15 protein-coding genes are annotated in these 15,977 nt (G+C 68.0%); 11 read left to right on the top strand and 4 right to left on the bottom strand.

The genetic code is table 11. The annotated features are described in order from the left end of the window. Nucleotides 1-82 precede the first annotated feature (82 nt). The 5 genes from L0966_RS12010 (at nt 83) to L0966_RS11990 (ending at nt 4,277) form a co-directional block, all read left to right on the top strand. Nucleotides 83-307, top strand: a complete 225-nt coding sequence (locus tag L0966_RS12010) for a hemin uptake protein HemP (RefSeq protein ID WP_234052147.1) — start codon at nt 83-85, stop codon at nt 305-307. A gap of 259 nt (nt 308-566) precedes the next feature. Further along, nucleotides 567-2,300, top strand: coding sequence for a glycosyltransferase family 39 protein (locus L0966_RS12005; RefSeq protein ID WP_234052145.1), 1,734 nt, complete (start codon nt 567-569; stop codon nt 2,298-2,300). After that, a complete protein-coding gene (locus L0966_RS22545; RefSeq protein ID WP_234052140.1) occupies nt 2,297-3,205 on the top strand; it encodes a phosphatase PAP2 family protein in 909 nt (302 codons plus the stop codon). Before L0966_RS12005 ends, L0966_RS22545 begins: the two co-directional genes overlap by 4 nt. Continuing rightward, on the top strand, nt 3,199-3,948 hold the full coding sequence (locus tag L0966_RS11995) for a glycosyltransferase (RefSeq protein ID WP_234052221.1): 750 nt from the start codon (nt 3,199-3,201) through the stop codon (nt 3,946-3,948). Before L0966_RS22545 ends, L0966_RS11995 begins: the two co-directional genes overlap by 7 nt. After that, nucleotides 3,948-4,277: a lipid-A-disaccharide synthase N-terminal domain-containing protein gene (locus L0966_RS11990; RefSeq protein WP_234052139.1), complete on the top strand. Its 330-nt coding sequence runs from the start codon at nt 3,948-3,950 to the stop codon at nt 4,275-4,277. Before L0966_RS11995 ends, L0966_RS11990 begins: the two co-directional genes overlap by 1 nt. A gap of 25 nt (nt 4,278-4,302) precedes the next feature. On the opposite strand, the gene L0966_RS11985 is transcribed toward L0966_RS11990, so the two are convergent. Beyond that, nucleotides 4,303-5,226, bottom strand: a complete 924-nt coding sequence (locus L0966_RS11985) for a bestrophin family protein (protein WP_234052138.1) — start codon at nt 5,224-5,226, stop codon at nt 4,303-4,305. A 15-nt stretch (nt 5,227-5,241) separates the two neighbouring features. After that, complete coding sequence (metC, locus tag L0966_RS11980) at nt 5,242-6,441, bottom strand: cystathionine beta-lyase (RefSeq protein WP_234052137.1); 1,200 nt, start codon at nt 6,439-6,441, stop codon at nt 5,242-5,244. Nucleotides 6,442-6,601: 160 nt separating this feature from the next. On the opposite strand from metC, the gene L0966_RS11975 reads away from it, so the two are divergent. The 4 genes from L0966_RS11975 (at nt 6,602) to L0966_RS11960 (ending at nt 11,244) form a co-directional block, all read left to right on the top strand. Then, the gene (locus L0966_RS11975) at nt 6,602-7,612 is read left to right on the top strand and encodes an amino acid ABC transporter substrate-binding protein (RefSeq protein WP_234052136.1); all 1,011 of its coding nucleotides are present in this window, start codon (nt 6,602-6,604) and stop codon (nt 7,610-7,612) included. Between the two features lie 131 nt (nt 7,613-7,743). Next, on the top strand, nt 7,744-9,039 hold the full coding sequence (locus L0966_RS11970) for an amino acid ABC transporter permease (RefSeq protein WP_234052135.1): 1,296 nt from the start codon (nt 7,744-7,746) through the stop codon (nt 9,037-9,039). Between the two features lie 4 nt (nt 9,040-9,043). Next, nucleotides 9,044-10,453 carry an amino acid ABC transporter permease gene (locus tag L0966_RS11965; RefSeq protein WP_234052133.1) on the top strand — a complete coding sequence of 470 codons (1,410 nt, stop codon included), beginning with the start codon at nt 9,044-9,046 and terminating at the stop codon, nt 10,451-10,453. Between the two features lie 14 nt (nt 10,454-10,467). Beyond that, entirely contained in the window at nt 10,468-11,244 is a 777-nt protein-coding gene (locus L0966_RS11960; RefSeq protein WP_304945420.1) for an amino acid ABC transporter ATP-binding protein, read from the top strand. 71 nt (nt 11,245-11,315) lie between these two features. Here the strand turns inward: L0966_RS11960 and panC are convergent, their stop codons facing one another. After that, on the bottom strand, nt 11,316-12,164 hold the full coding sequence (gene panC / locus L0966_RS11955) for a pantoate--beta-alanine ligase (protein ID WP_234052129.1): 849 nt from the start codon (nt 12,162-12,164) through the stop codon (nt 11,316-11,318). A 178-nt stretch (nt 12,165-12,342) separates the two neighbouring features. Here panC and L0966_RS11950 point away from each other — a divergent pair, with 178 nt between their 5' ends. Next, complete coding sequence (locus L0966_RS11950) at nt 12,343-13,086, top strand: VWA domain-containing protein (protein ID WP_234052128.1); 744 nt, start codon at nt 12,343-12,345, stop codon at nt 13,084-13,086. A 210-nt stretch (nt 13,087-13,296) separates the two neighbouring features. Then, complete coding sequence (locus L0966_RS11945; RefSeq protein ID WP_370640723.1) at nt 13,297-14,013, top strand: DnaJ domain-containing protein; 717 nt, start codon at nt 13,297-13,299, stop codon at nt 14,011-14,013. Between the two features lie 19 nt (nt 14,014-14,032). Here L0966_RS11945 and L0966_RS11940 read toward each other — a convergent pair whose 3' ends face one another. Continuing rightward, nucleotides 14,033-15,865 (bottom strand): serine hydrolase, encoded by a 1,833-nt coding sequence (locus L0966_RS11940; RefSeq protein ID WP_234052125.1) that lies wholly within the window; start codon nt 15,863-15,865, stop codon nt 14,033-14,035. Nucleotides 15,866-15,977: the final 112 nt, after the last annotated feature.

Genomic DNA, 15,977 nt, shown 5'->3' with positions numbered 1-15,977 from the left:
AAGCAATATTGAATGCTTCTAATGTGGCCAATTAGAATTGAATACTGTGAATATCCAAACGGGCAATTTGGAGCGATTCAAAATGACCAAGCAAGATTATCTTCAGGCCACCTGGTCCGCGGATCGGTCCTCGGCCGAGGGCTGGGCGGGCGGTGCCATTTCCAGCGCGCGGGCCATTCCCATGGTGGATGCGCAGCTCGACAGCCGAGACCTGTTCGCCGCCGGGCGGCTGATCACCATCGCCCATGGCGACCAGACCTATCAGCTGCGCCTTACGGCACAGAACAAGCTGATCCTGACGAAATAGGCCGCGACCGGCGGCCTTCTGGGCGGGGCTGGCAGCCGGCCTTGAGGCCGCATCGGGCTGGCGCTGCTGTCCGCGGGGCGGCATGCTGCATTGCGGCGAGGTGGTAGCGGCGTGGCAATTTGCGCCTTTCCTTCGCCCTTTTCCTTTGCCAGAGGTCCGCCGGCTGGGGGAAGGGGCTGCGGCTTCTCTCCGCCGGGCCTTTCCGGTGTGGGCGGTTCTGCTATTGTCCGCGCCCAATTCGAGCGGATCCGACCAAAGCATGGCCATCTCTGAGCCCGCCCCCCATCAGGGCCGGGCGTTCGATCTCGACCTTCCGCGCCGCCTTCCGCGCGTGCTTGACCGCGCCGCGGCGAGCCATAAGCGGGCCTGCCTGCTGCTCGTCATCGTGGCGCTGGCCGCCTTTCTGCCCGGCTTCTTCTCGCTGTCTCCCATCGACCGAGACGAGTCCCGCTTCGCCCAGGCCACGAAGCAGATGCTGGAGAGCGGCAACTATGTGGACATCCGCTTCCACGTGCAGGTCCGCTACAAGAAGCCGGTGGGCATCCACTGGCTCCAGGCCGCATCGGTGAAGCTGGGCGAGGCGGTCATCGGCCCCTCGGCGCGAACCTCCATCGCCTTTTATCGCCTGCCTTCGCTCATCGGCGCCATTGGCGCGGTGCTGCTCACCTACTGGACGGCGCTGGTGTTCGCCTCCCGGCGCGGCGCGCTGCTCGCGGGCCTGATGATGGCGAGCTGCGTGCTGCTGGGGGTGGAAGCGCGGCTCGCCAAGACCGATGCGGTACTGCTCTTCACCATTATGGCGTGCATGGGGGCGTTGGCGCGGGCCTATCTGAAGGCGCCCGGCGAGCGTATGAGCGATTTCAAGCTCTCCGCCATCTTCTGGACCGCCATGGCTGGCGGCATTCTGGTGAAGGGGCCCATGGCGCCCCTGTTTGTCGCCCTGCCGGTGCTGGCGCTCGTCATCGCCGGGCGCTCGGGGCGTTTCCTCAAGGCGCTGAAGCCGTTGATGGGGCTGCTGTGGTGCCTGCTGCTGGTGCTGCCCTGGTTCATCGCCATCTATTATGTCACCGCCGGCAAGTTCTATGAGCTCGCCGTGGGCGTGGACATGCTCGGCAAGGTGACGGAAGGGCAGGAGGGCCATTGGGGGCCGCCTGGCACCTATCTCCTCGCGGTTTGGGGCACTTTCTGGCCCAGCGTGGTGCTGGCCGCCATGGCGCTGCCGTTCGGCTGGCGCGCGCGGCGCGAGCCGGCGGTACGCTTCCTGATCGCCTGGGTGGTGCCCACCTGGATCGTGTTCGAGATCGCGGCCACCAAGCTGCCCCATTATGTTCTGCCGCTCTATCCGGGGCTCGCCATCCTCGCCGCCATGGCGCTGGAGCGCGGCGCCCTGGCCAAGGCGGGCAGCCGGCTCGCGGGGCTGGTGTGGCTGTGGCCGGTCATGGCGGGGCTGCTGGCGGTGGGGCTGGGCGGGGCCTATGTGTGGCTCGGCAGCGGCTTCGGCCTGCTCGCCTGGCCGCTGCTTCTGGTCGCGGTGGCGCTGGCGGTGATCGCCGCGCGGGCCATGGCGCGCACGGGCGCGGAAGGGGCTTTCCTCACCATGGTGGCGGGGGCGCTGTTCCTCTATCTCGGTGTCTACCAGATGCTGCTGCCGCAGATGCGGGCGGTGTGGATCTCCGAGCGGCTGGCGGCCATCGCCGCCGAGAGCGGATGCCCGGCGGAAAACATCGCCTCGGTGCCTTATCAGGAGCCCAGCTTGGTGTTCCTGGTGGGCACGAAGATCAATTATGTCGGTCCGTTGGAGGCGGCCGACCTTCTGAAGAAGGGCGGATGCGCGCTGGCTTTCATCGATCGCCGGATGCAGCCCTTCTTCGAGGCGCGGGCGGCGACGCTGAAGTTGAAATACAGCGCCATCGCCACCGTGGAAGGCTTCGCCTATAACGGCGGCCGGCCGGTGAGCATCACCGTGTACCGCTCGCAGGAGGCCGCCGAGTGAGTGCCGCCCTGCCGCCCCGCGTGTTCCTGCGCCGCCTGGCCGAAGGTGGACGTGACGTGATCGTCGATGCCGTGCTGGCCTTCCGCGACCTCTGGCGCCGCCCGGTCCGCATGCCGCAGCCGAAAATGGTGCGCGGGGGCCTGCTGGAGATCGTCGCGCTCGCGGCGCTGGTGGTGGGGGTGGTGGCGACGTGCATGCTGCTGGTGGATCCGCTGGCGCCCGGCCTGCGGGCCCGCCTGCCGGTGAGCGCCCTCATCCTCACCGAGCGTCTCACGGCCCTGGGCCTCGGTGGCGTCGTGCTTTGGCCGCTGGGCCTGGCGCTGGCGGCGGTGCTGGCGCTGCGGCGCTACCTTGCTGCCGCCTTCGACGACATGGGCCGACGGGTGGCGAGCGCGCTGCTGGCGCGGATCGGCTTTCTGTTCGTCTCGGTGGCGGGCGCCGGCCTGCTCGTGACGGTGGTGAAACGCCTCATCGGCCGGGCCCGGCCCCATGTGGCCCTGCGCATGCCGGGGCCGGAGGCGCAGCTCACCTTCGACTGGCTCTCGTGGAAAGCGAGCTATGCGTCGTTTCCATCGGGCCACAGCACCACCATCTTCGCCACCGCGGTGGCGTTCGGCCTGCTGTTTCCCCGGGCGCGGGGGCCGCTGATCGCCCTCGCGGTGGTGGTGGCGGCGACGCGGGTGCTGCTCGGCGCCCATTATCCGAGTGATGTCATCGCCGGCGCGGCGGTGGCGACGACCTTCGTCCTGTGGACGGCGAAGGTCTTCGCTTCGCGCCGGCTCGTATTCCGGGTTGACGCGCGCGGCGCCATCACGCCCATGGCAGGGCCGTCCGCGCGCCGGCTCGGGCGGCTGCTGCCGTGGAGCGGCCGCTTCCCCGTGTCCCTTGAAGAGGCGAGATCGTGACCTCCGCTGATGCACCCACCGCCATCGTCCCCCGCCTCTCGGTGGTGATCGCCGTTCGGGACGAGGCGGAGAACATCGCCCCGCTCATCGACGAGATCGACACCGCGCTCAACTTCGAGCCGTTCGAGCTGATCTTCGTGGATGACGGTTCCACCGACGCGACCCTGGCCGAGCTGCGCAAGGCTGCCGCGACCCGGCCCTATTTGCGCATTCTGGTGCACGCCAAGTCATGCGGGAAGTCCGCGGGCGTCGATACCGGGGCCCGTGCCGCGCGCGGCGACCTGCTGCTGTTGCTGGACGGCGACGGGCAGAACAACCCGGCTTACCTGCCTGAAATGGTCCGCGTGCTCGATGCGGGCGGTGAGAAGGTGGGCATGGTGCAGGGCGAGCGGCAGGGCCGCAAGGACACGCGCTTCAAGCGCTTCCAGTCCCGCCTCGCCAATGCCGTGCGCCGGGGCATGCTGAACGACGGTAACCGCGACACCGGCTGCGGCCTCAAGGTGGTGCGGCGCGAGGTGCATCTGCGGCTGCCGGTGTTCGATGGCCTGCACCGCTTCATGTCCGCTTTGGTGAAGCGCGAGGGCTACGACATCCTCACCGTGAAGGTGGTGGACCGCGAGCGCTGGCACGGCGTGTCCAAATACGGCTTCTGGAACCGGCTGTGGGTGGGCATCGCCGATCTGCTCGGCGTGTGGTGGCTGGTGAAGCGCCGCCGGGTGCCGCAGGTGGTGGAGCGCGGCTGATGCTCTATTACCTGGGAGAAATCGGCAAATACCTGCACGAGGTCTTCATCGACCAGTTCGACTGGTGGACCGTGCTCGGCCTCGTGGCCCAGTTCATGTTCACCATGCGCTTCGTGGTGCAGTGGATCGCCTCGGAGAAGGCGCAGCGCTCGGTGATCCCGTTCGCGTTCTGGACCTTCTCCCTGGGTGGCGGTACGCTGCTGCTGGTCTATGCCATCTACCGGCGCGATCCCGTCTTCATCGCCGGGCAGGCGCTCTCCACCTTTATCTATATCCGCAACCTGCAATTCGCCCTGCGCGAGCGGCGGGCCAACCGCGCGGTGACCTGAGGGGCCCCTGCGGCCCTTCCGGCGGTCAGACGAGGATGTGGTCGGTGGGCTCGGGGGCGGGCGGCAGCTCCTGCTCGCCGATGGCCTCCAGCAGGCCAATCTCGATCTGGGTGGCGAGGGCGGCGATCGGCAAATCGTTGGGCAGGGTGCCGAAGGGTTCCTCCAGCTCACTTCCCAGCGCATCCAGGCCGAAGAAGGTGTAGGCCACGAGGCCCGTGGCCACCGGCGTGGCCCACCCCAGCACGTCCGCGAAGCCGAACGGCAGCAGGAAGCAGAACAGATAGGCCGTGCGGTGCAGCAGCAGCAGGTAGCCGAACGGCACCGGCGTGCCCTTGATGCGCTCGCAGGCGGCCAGGACATCGTTCATCCGCGTTACGGCATCGTCGAGCGCGCGGTATTCGATGTCGCTGACGTGGCCGTTCTGGCGCAGCTCCGCAAGCTCGCGTCCCATGGCGCGCAGCACCAGCTCCGGCCCATTGCCGCTGGCGGCGAGGGTCGCCGCCAGATCGGGCGGCGCCGTGCGGGCGATCTCGGTGGTGGCTGAGCCGGGCCGAAGATGCGCCACCAGGGTGTGGCCGAAGGCTGAGGCCAGCCGCACCAGCCGGTCGCGGGCGCGGTGCGCATCGGCCCCCCGGCGCTCCAGGATCAGGCCGCGGCGCACCAGGTCACGCGTAGTGGCCACCAGCGCGCCCCAGGCCTTCCGCGCTTCCCACCAGCGGTCGTAGCAGGCGCTGTTGGAGAAGCCGAGAAACACCGACAGCGCGATGCCGAGCAACGCGAACGGCGCCCCGCTGAAGGAGGGCACCAGCCCCGGCTGGCGCCCATGGAGCAGCACCACGAGCCCCGACAGGACCATGACCACCATCACCTGCGGGAAGATGCGCTGCAGCACCGAGCCCCGCAGGATCAGGAACAGGCGAATGAGGCCGGGGCGCTCGCGGACGATCATGTGCGACGGCTCCGCTCACACGCCGGAGGCGCGCGCATTGAGGGCGGAGAAGGCGCGATCGAGATCGGCCTTCAGGTCTCCCACATCATCGAGCCCGATATGCAGGCGCACCGCCGGCCCTTCCACCGCCCAGCTGGTGGCGGTGCGGTAGTCGCGGCAATCGAACGGGATGGCGAGGCTCTCATAGCCGCCCCAGGAATAGCCCATGCCGAACAGGGTGAGCGCATCGAAGAAGGCCGCCACCGCCGCCTCGGGCACCGGCTTCAGGATGAGGCTGAACAGGCCGGAGGCGCCGCAGAAGTCCCGCTTCCAGATGGCGTGACCCGGGTCGGTGGGCAAAGCGGGGTGGAGCACCCGCGACACCTCCGGCCGGGCCTGGAGCCATTCGGCCATCTCAAGGCCCGAGCGCTGGTGGTGGGCCAGGCGCACCCCCAGGGTGCGCAGCCCGCGCGCGCCGAGCGCGGCATCATCGGGGGAGATGGTGATGCCGAGATTGCCATGGGTGGCGCTCACCTTCTTCCAGGCCGGGCCAATGGCGGAGATGGTGCCCAGATTCAGGTCGGCATGGCCGCCGATATACTTGGTTCCGGCCTGGATGGAGATGTCCACCCCCACCGCATGGGGCTTGAAGAACAGCGGCGTGGCCCAGGTGTTGTCGATGAGGGTGGTGATGGAGCGGGCGCGGGCCACCGCCGTGATGGCCGGCACATCCTGCATCTCGAAGCTCTGCGAGCCCGGCGATTCGAGGAAGATGGCGCGCGTGTTCTCGCGGATGAGCGCCTCGATGCCGGCGCCGATCAGCGGATCATAATAGGTGGTCTCCACCCCCATGCGCATCAGCACGCTGTCGCACACGGTGCGGGTGGGGCGATAGGCGGTGTCGACCATCAGCAGGTGGTCGCCGGCACCGAGCACGGAGAGCAGGCCGATGGAGACGGCCGACAGGCCCGAGGGCGTCAGCACCACGCCGTCACCGCCCTCCAGCGCCTTGAGCGCGGTTTCCAGCCCCTCGGTGGTGGGGTTGCCGCGCCGGCCATAGCTGTAGCGGCCGCGGTGGTGCATCAGGTCATCATAGGTGGGCGAGAGCACGGTGGAGCCGCGTACCACCGGCGTGTTGACGAAGCCGTCGAACCGCTTCGGGTCGCGTCCGAGATGCACGAGCTGCGTCGCCGGTGCCAAGGTCGCGTTCCTGCTTTCGTCTTCCGAGCCCGCCATCCCGGCCTCCTCTTCCTGCTACTGCATAACCACTGGGTCTCTATTGACCGTACCGCAACATCGGTCTGTGATGGGCGGGATAGACGGCCCGGGGCGCTGCGTCGAGGCTAGACCTTGAGCAGGGGCCCAACGGGACGTTATCCGAAAGAAGGAACCTTCCGTGAAACGCTTCCTCCTCGCAGCTGCCGGCCTTCTGTCCCTGGTCGGCGCCGTCCACGCCGGCACCCTCGACGACGTGAAGACCAGGGGTGCCCTCAACTGCGGCGTGTCTCAAGGTTTGCCGGGCTTCTCCACGCCGAACGACAAGAATGACTGGAGCGGCTTCGACGTGGACTTCTGCCGCGCCATCGCGGCGGCCATCTTCAACGATCCCACCAAGGTCAAGTTCACCCCCCTTTCGGCCAAGGACCGCTTCACGGCCCTGACTTCGGGCGCGGTGGACGTGCTTTCCCGCAATACCACCTGGACCATGTCGCGCGACACCACGCTGGGCTTCAACTTCGCCGGTGTGACCTATTATGACGGCCAGGGCTTCCTGGTGCGCAAGTCGCTGGGCCTGAAGGGCTCCAAGGAGCTGGACGGCGCCTCCATCTGCGTGCAGACCGGCACCTCGAACGAGCTTAACGTCTCCGATTATTTCCGCGCCAACAACATGAAGTATCGCGAGGTGATCGCCTTCGGCACCCTCGACGAGACCGTGAAGGCCTACGAATCCGGCCGCTGCGACGTGTTCACCTCCGACCGCTCGCAACTCGCCGCCGTGCGCCTGAAGCTCACCAATCCGGCTGACCACGTGGTGCTGCCCGAGACCATCTCCAAGGAGCCCCTCGGCCCGCTGGTGCGCCATGGCGACGACCAGTGGTTCGACCTGGTGAAGTGGACCTATTTCGCGCTGCTGGACGCCGAAGAGCTGGGCGTGAACCAGAAGAACGTCGACGAGATGCTCTCCTCTCCCAATCCCGAGGTGAAGCGCCTGCTGGGCACCGACGGCAAGTATGGTGAGGGCGTCGGCCTTACCCCCGACTGGGTGGTGCGGATTGTGAAGGCCACCGGCAATTACGGCGAGATCTATGACCGCAATCTCGGCCCGGCGACCCCGCTCGGCCTGGAGCGTGGCCTGAACAATCTGTGGAACAAGGGCGGCATCCAATACGGCATGCCGGTGCGCTGAGGCGCCAGCACCAGGGCCGGGCGCGCTGTTGCGGGCCGCCGGCACTGGACGAGATGCGGAGCGGGCCACGGCCCGTTCCGACCCTAAAAATATAAGGAAGCCCTCGAGGCTTCCGAACCTCCGAGGGTTTCATGTCGGATGCTCGCCTTTCAGACCCCGCGCCCCCGCGGGGACGGCGGTGGTCATGGACCGATCCCAAGCTGCGAAGCTCGGTGATCCAGATCACGCTCGCCTTGATCCTGGTTTGGCTCGCCTGGTCGTTCTATGCCAACGCCGAGGCCAACCTCTCCCGCCTGGGCATCGCCTCCGGCTTCGGCTTCCTGGATGATCGCGCCGGCTTCGCCATCAGCCAGACGCTCATTCCCTACAACGAGAACATGAGCTATGGGCGGGCCTTCCTGGTGGGCCTGCTCAATACGCTGCTGGTGGCTTTCTTCGGCATCATCCTCGCCACCATCCTGGGCTTCCTGGTGGGCGTGGCGCGGCTGTCCAAGAATGTGGTGATCAAGGCGCTGGCATCCGCGTATGTGGAAATCACGCGCAACCTGCCGCCCCTGTTCCAGATCATGTTCTGGTATCTGGCCGTGCTCGCCGCCTTGCCCACGCCGCGGCAGAGCTGGGGCATCGGCCTGCAGCCCATTTTTTCGGGCATCGCCTCCGGCCTGTCGGCCATCGGGCTTGGCGGGCTGGCCGCGCCGTTCTCCGGTCTCGCCGAGGGGGTGGGGGCGCCGGACGTCTACATCAACAATCGCGGCCTGATCCTGCCGCGGCCAGTCTTCGGCGAAGGCTCGTCCGGCATCCTCATCGCGCTCGCGGTGGCGGTGGTGGTGAGCTTCATCATCGCGCGCTGGGCCAAGAAGAGGCGCGAGGCTACCGGCCAGCAATTCCCGGTGTTTTTGACCGGGCTCGGGCTCATCATCGTGCTGCCGTTCCTCGCCGCGGCCGCGGTCGGCTTTCCCGTGCACCTCGAGGTGCCGCAGCTTCGGGGTTTCAATTTCGCGGGCGGCGTCAGCGTCATTCCCGAGTTCGTCGCGCTGCTGATTGCGCTGTCCACCTACACGGCGGGCTTCATCGCGGAGATCGTGCGCTCCGGCATCCTGGCGGTGTCGAAAGGGCAGTCCGAAGCGGCCCATTCGCTGGGGCTGCGCGGCGGGCCGACCCTGCGGCTGGTGGTGATTCCCCAGGCCATGCGGGTGATCGTGCCGCCGCTCACCAGCCAGTATCTCAACCTCACCAAGAATTCCTCGCTCGGCGTGGCGGTCGGCTATCCCGACCTGTTCGCCGTGTTCGCGGGAACCACCCTGAACCAGACGGGACAGGCCATCGAGATCATCGCCATGACCATGGCGGTCTATCTCGTGATCTCGATCGTCACCTCGCTTGTCATGGGCTGGTACAACAAGCGCGTCGCGCTGGTGGAGCGGTGAGGCCATGAGCGATTCAACCTCGGGCCAAGCCCTTTCTCCCCACGCTTTCGTCTCCGCCGCCTTCCGCGAGCCGGAGCCGCCCCCCACCTCGGATCGCGGGCCGCTGCGCTGGGCGCGAGCGCATCTGTTCGGCTCGGTGCCGCAGGTGCTGCTCACTTTGTTCGGCATCTGGCTGCTCTATGCTGTGATCCCGCCGCTGGTGCGCTTCTTCATCACCGACGCCGTGTGGGAGGGCACCAACCGCAATGCCTGCCTGCCGGCGGATGTGGGCCATTCGGTGGGGGCCTGCTGGCCCTTCATCTGGGCCAAGATCAACCAGCTCACCTATGGCTTCTACCCGGCGGACGAGCGCTGGCGGGTGAATGTGGTCTACGCCCTCGGGGCGCTGCTGCTGCTGCCACTGCTGATCCAGAAGGCGCCGTACAAGCGGCTCAACGCCATCGTGTTCTTCGGCGTCTATCCGGTGCTGGCCTTCGTGCTGCTCACCGGTGGCAATTTCGCCCTGCGGCACTTCCTGCTGGGCTATCTCGGCTTCGACGGCCTGTTCCCCGCCGGCGCTGAGGTGGGCGGGCTCTCCGTCGCGTTCTGGGCGGATTTCATCCTGTCGAGCGCGCTGCTGGCGCTCGTCGCGGCGGGCATCTCGCGCGCCGTGGCGGGACCGGGCGCGGGCAGGGGCGCGGCGCGGAGCACGCTCATCGTCATGGCCCTGCTGGGCGTGGTGCTGCTGGCGGCGGATGTGAACTTCGGACTGGTGCCGGTGGAAACGCGCCTGTGGGGCGGCCTGCTGGTGACGCTGGTGATCGCAGTCACGGGCATCACGGTGTCGCTGCCGTTCGGCATCCTGCTGGCATTGGGGCGGCGCTCCAAGCTGCCCTTGGTGAAGATCAGCTCCATTCTCTTCATCGAGTTCTGGCGCGGCGTGCCGCTCATCACGGTGCTGTTCTTCGCCACCTACATGCTGCCCTTGTTCCTGCCCGGCCAGCTCACCATTGACGGGCTGCTGCGGGCGCTGGTCGGCGTCGCCCTGTTCGCCTCGGCCTATATGGCGGAGGTGGTGCGCGGCGGTCTCCAGGCTATTCCCAAGGGGCAGTATGAAGGCGCCATGGCGCTCGGCCTGCCGGGCAGCCTCATGATGCGCCTCGTGGTGCTGCCCCAGGCGCTGAAGCTGGTGATCCCGGGGATCGTCAACAACTTCATCGGCCTGTTCAAGGACACGACGCTGGTGCTGATCGTCTCCATCTTCGATCTGCTCGGCGCCATGCGGGCGGCCTTCACCGACCCCAATTGGGCGACGCCGACCACCCTGTTCACGGGCTTCGGCTTCGCCGGCATCGTCTATTTCGTCTTCTGCTTCGGCATGTCGCGATACTCCATGGCGCTGGAGAAGCGTCTCGACCGCGCGCAGCGCCACTGAAAAGGGTTCAGATCATGTCCACCGATCCCGTGATCGCCCAGGCCGAAGCCGGCGCTCCGAAGCTCGCCGTCGAGATGGTCGGCGTGAATAAATGGTATGGCGAGTTCCACGTGCTGCGCGACGTGAACCTCACGGTCGAGCGGGGCGAGCGGCTCGTCATCTGCGGGCCGTCCGGCTCCGGCAAGTCCACCCTCATCCGCTGCATCAACCGGCTGGAGGAGCACCAGAAGGGGCGCATCATCGTCGATGGCATCGAGCTCACCGACGACCTCAAGCGTATCGACGAGGTGCGGCGCGAGGTGGGCATGTGCTTCCAGCACTTCAACCTTTTCCCCCACCTCACGATTCTGGAAAATTGCACGCTCGCCCCCATGTGGGTGCGCAAGATGCCGAAGAAGGAGGCGGAGGAGGTGGCCATGCACTTCCTCGAAAAGGTGAAGATCCCCCATCAGGCGAAAAAGTATCCCGGCCAGCTTTCCGGTGGCCAGCAGCAGCGCGTGGCCATCGCCCGCGCGCTGTGCATGCGCCCGCGCATCATGCTGTTCGACGAGCCCACCTCGGCGCTCGATCCGGAGATGGTGAAGGAGGTGCTCGACACCATGGTGGAGCTGGCCCAGGACGGCATGACGATGCTGTGCGTGACCCACGAAATGGGCTTCGCGCGGCAGGTGGCCAACCGGGTGATCTTCATGGACGCCGGCCAGATCATCGAGATGAACGAGCCGAACGCCTTCTTCTCCAATCCGCAGCATGAGCGGACGAAGCTGTTCCTCAGCCAGATCCTGCACTGAAAAACAAGGCGGGCCGCCTTTCAGGGTGGCCCGCCACGATCTCTTCCACGCGCCTTCGCGAGGCGGGTACCTCAGACGCCGATATTGTCGATAAGCCGGGTGGTGCCGAGCCAGGCGGCGGCCAGCAGGCGAATGGGCTCGCCCTCGGCTCCGGTCAGCGCCGCCAGCGTCTCGGCATGGCGCGCGGTCACATAGTCCACCCTCAGACCCTTGGCGGCGATGGCGTCGGCCGCCTTCTTCACCGCATCCTCTGGCACGGCGCCCCCGCGAATGTTGAGCGCGGCGCTCTTCAGCGCGGTGTAGATCACCGGCGCCGTGGCGCGCTCCTCCGCGCTGAGATAGGCGTTGCGGGAGGACAGAGCGAGGCCGTCCGCCTCGCGCGTCGTGGGCACGGGCACGATCTCGACACCCAGGTCGAGGTCCCGCGACAGGCGGGTGACCACCTTCAGCTGCTGGTAGTCCTTCTCGCCGAACAGGGCAAAATCCGGCGCGCAGCGGATGAAGAGCTTGCCCACCACCGTGGCGACGCCAGCGAAGAATTGCGGGCGAAAGTCCGTCTCCAGCCCCTCGGCGGGGCCGGCCATGGTGATGCGCGTGGCAAAGCCTTCCGGATACATCTCGGCCGGCGTCGGGGCATAGACCGCGTCGGCGCCAAGCTCGGAGAGCTTTTCGATATCCGCCTCAAGGGTCCGCGGATAGCGTGAGAAATCCTCGGTGGGACCGAACTGGGTGGGGTTTACGAAGATGGAGACCACCACCTTCTGCGCTACTTCCTGCGCCCGCCGCACCAGCGCCATGTGGCCCGCGTGCAGCGCCCCCATGGTCGGCACCAGCGCGATGCGCGCGCCCTCCGACCGGAAGGCGCCGGTGAGCGCCCTCAATTCCCGAACCGTCTCCACCACAATGGGTTTGCTGGTCATCGTACCGCGACTCCCCGCGTTTCGCGCGGGCGGACCCTAGAACTTGCAGCCCCCGGAGGGAAGCGCCGGCCGGCTGCGGCCGGCGCGCGGCATGTCCGCCGGGATCGCCGCCCTTGGTTCGGCAGCCGGCGCGGCCTATCTGTAAGGTTCTGGTCCCAAAGGAAACGGCACGGCAGCCATGGCGCGGTCCGACGACAAGACAAAGAGCGAGCTTGAGGCCCGGCGCGGCGCCGCCCCGCCTGCCGCCGCCTCCAGCGATGCCGAGATCGCCCGCTTTCTGGGGGATGTGCGGGCCATGGCTCCCGCACGGGAAGGGGAGGGGCGCGGCCGGCTGGCCTTCGCGCTGGATGCCACCGCCTCGCGCCAGCCCACCTGGTCGCTTGCCTGCGAGATCCAGGCCGACATGTTCGCCGCCGCCGCCGCCCATGGCGGGCTTCAGATGCAGATCGTCTATTATCGCGGCATGGGTGAATGCCGGGCCTCGCCCTTCGTGGGCGATGCCGCCACCCTGCGGCGGCTCATGGGCGGCATCAGCTGCGAGGGCGGCCTGACGCAGATTCACCGGGTGCTGTCCCATCTCTCGCGGGAAGCCGAGCGCAGCGGGCTGAAGGCCGCCGTGTTCGTGGGCGACGCGCTGGAAGAGGATGTGGATGCGCTGCACGCGGCCGCCGGTCAGCTCGCCTTGCGGGGCGTGCGCCTGTTCATGTTCCAGGAGGGGGAGGACCCGGAGGTGGAGCGCACCTTCCGCGCCCTGGCGAAGATCACCGGCGGCGCTTATTGCCGGTTCGACATTCGCGCGGCGGGCGAGCTCCGCGCCCTGCTCTCAGCGGTCGCGGCCTATGTGGCGGGCGGGCGCCCGGCCCTGGAAGCACGCCGTGATGCCGGTGCCCGCCAGCTGCTGCTGGCCGTGGACGGGCGCTGAAGGGGCGGCGCCGACGGGCTGTCCGCCAGAGGGGCGGGGCCCTCGCGCACCCTGAGTGCAGCCATGCCTGTCGATATTACGCAACGGAACTTCCCGACGCGCGGTGGGTATCGGCGTCCTCCGCTCGCGGGGGGCGGCGGCGCCTGCTATCCCTCTTGAACGAATGTGCGGGATTCCGGGCGGCTGCTTCGGAACGGCAAGGAGGGCCATGTGATCAGTCTCATCGCCGGCGCGCTGCTGCTGGTCATCGGCCTTTACGGCCTCAAAGTGTGGACGCGCGCGGACCCGAAGGTGCTGGCCGAGATGCTCATGCGCACGGTGGCCTATGCGGCGCTGCTGGGGGCGGTGGGGGCCCTGCTTCTGGGGCGTATCGGGGCGGCAGTGCCGCTCGCGGCGGTGGCGTTCGCCCTGCTGGGCCGGCTTGATCCCGGCGGCATCGGTGGCTGGCTGGGGAGCCTGTTTCGCAAGCGGTCGGCGCCGCGCAGCTCACAGGTCCGTTCCGCCTTGTTCGAGATGGAGCTGGACCACGCCACCGGCACTCTTTCCGGGCAGGTCATTGGCGGCCCTCATGCGGGCCGCGCCCTGGACGATCTCGATGTGCCGACCTTGGTGAGCCTGCGCGCCGCGTGCGACGCGCAGTCCCTGAGCCTACTCGAAGCTTATCTCGACCGCCGGGCGCCCGCCTGGCGTGAACACGCTGAGGCTGATGCGGACCGGGGGCAGATGGGCGCTGCGGGCACGAGCGGCGCGATGACCGAAGAGGAAGCCTACCAGATCCTTGGGCTTCAGCCGGGTGCGGACGCCGCCGAGGTGCGCTCGGCCCATCGCGCCCTTATGAAGAAGCTTCACCCCGACGCCGGTGGTTCCAGTTACCTGGCGGCGCGGATCAACCAAGCCAAGGATATGATCCTGCGCAAACATGGCTGAAGCTCTCTCCTGCATGTGCTCAATTCTTGATAGTCATGCAGGAGAACGAGTTACGCTGGAGTAAACGGCAGGCTTCCTGCGCGCCTTTCTTGTCGAAGCCTGCGAAGCGGGCCCGATAGAGGGTCGCGGAGCCCTTCGTCGTCTTTTCCGTGTACGGGTCGGCGCTACCCAATACGGAGCGCGCCTTGGTCTGCGCCAGGTCGAGCTTGGCACGCGCCTCACGCTCGGCACCGAAAGCGCCGATCTGGATGCACCAGCCGCTGCGGGCGGAGGAGGGGCGGTCCGACCTGTCGGTGTCCTCGGGGATGTGCGTGGGGGCGAGGGACGCGGTGCGCACGGGCTTCTCGAAGCTGGTGGAGGGCTGGACCGCGCGCGGCTGGGCCGGGGGCTCCAGGGCGGCGACGCTGGCCGCGCGCTCGGCCAGGGTGGCGGGACGCGGCGGCGGGTTGTAGCGGCTGGCGTCCTTCTCGCCGGAGGCGACCACTTCGGGCTTCGGCGCGGCGGGCTGGCGGGCGCGGCCCTGGGCGGCGCGGGTCACGGCCTCGGTGGCGGGAGCCGCGGCGGGGGCGGGCTCCAGATAGCCGAGCACGCCGGCGGGATTGCTGAAGCCGCGGGCCGCGGCGGTAGCGGAGGCGGCCGCGGAAACCGAGGGCGTCGCCGCCGCGGCGGCCACCGGCCGCTGGATGGACACGGTCTTCACCGCCACCGGGCGAATGGGTTCCACCGAGCCGCGCTTCACGGCGCCGGAATTGGGAATGGATGCGGTGGTGACCGGGTCCGGGATCATCATCGCCATTTCGGGCTTGGGCAGCGGGGCTACCGCATGGACGGGCACCTCCTCGCGCTCTGCCGGCTGGGGCAGGGGCGCGGCCATGGCGAACAGCCCGCTATCCTCGGAAACCTTGGGCGCGGTGCGCGGGCCGGAGGAGGCGCGCGGCAGGTTCTCCGCCAGCAGCGAACGCATGCGTGCATCGCGCGATCCGGCGGAGCGTCCGCCCAGCACCACGGCCACCAAGTAGCGGTCGTCGCGCTTCATGGAGGTCAGCAGGTTGAAGCCGGAAGCGGAGGTGTAGCCGGTCTTGATGCCGTCCACCCCATCCACGGAACCCAGAAGGCGGTTGTGGTTGCCGATGGACTGGCCGCGGAAATAGAAGGTGCGGGTGGAAAAGTAACGGTACTCCCGGGGGAAGCGATCCTGGATCGCGCGGCCCAGAATGGAGAGGTCGCGGGCGGTGGTCACCTGCTCGGGGTTGGGCAGGCCGGAGGCGTTGCGGAAGGTGGTGCGCGTCATGCCGAGCGCGCGCGCCTTCTGCGTCATCATCGCCGCGAAGTTGCTCTCGGTGCCGCCGATGGCCTCGGCGATCACCACCGCCGCGTCATTGGCGGAGCGGGTGACGATGCCCTTGATGGCGTCTTCCACCTCAAGGGTGGAGCCGGGCCGCAGGCCGAGCTTGGTGGGAGACTGGGCCGCCGCCTTCGCCGAAACCGGCAGGTCGCTGGAGGGCTTCAGGCGGCCGGCTTCCATCTGCTCGAACAGCAGATAAAGGGTCATCACCTTGGTGACCGAGGCAGGATGTCGCAGTGCGTCGGGATTATCGTCGTAAAGGACGCGGCCGGTATTGGCGTCCACCACGATGGCGGACGAGCCGTAATGCCAGCGCCCGCTGTCGTCGCGCGAGATGTCACGCGCCACGGTGGTCTTCTTCGATTTGCCGGAGCTCTTGGAGCGCTCCGCCTGGGTGCGCTTGCGCGGCTTGGCGTCGGCGGTGGTCGTCGAGAAGACGAAGCCCGCAAGGACAGCCACTGCAAGGGCTTTGGTCAGGAGCGAGAGGCTCGCGGAAGCTGTACGCATGGACATTTGCCCCGTCTGATCGGTCGCTGGACTGACGCGGCTCCCACGCCGACGCCCTGCGCCACGGCCCGGCACTGGCGGGCGCATCAGGGGCAGGAGGCGGGGAAAGCGA

Source organism: Xanthobacter sp. NM-59, assembly GCF_021401125.1.
In the GTDB taxonomy this organism is placed as follows: domain Bacteria; phylum Pseudomonadota; class Alphaproteobacteria; order Rhizobiales; family Xanthobacteraceae; genus Xanthobacter.
Note: the sequence above shows the minus strand (reverse complement) of the source record. Positions and strands in the feature narration are given on the sequence as shown.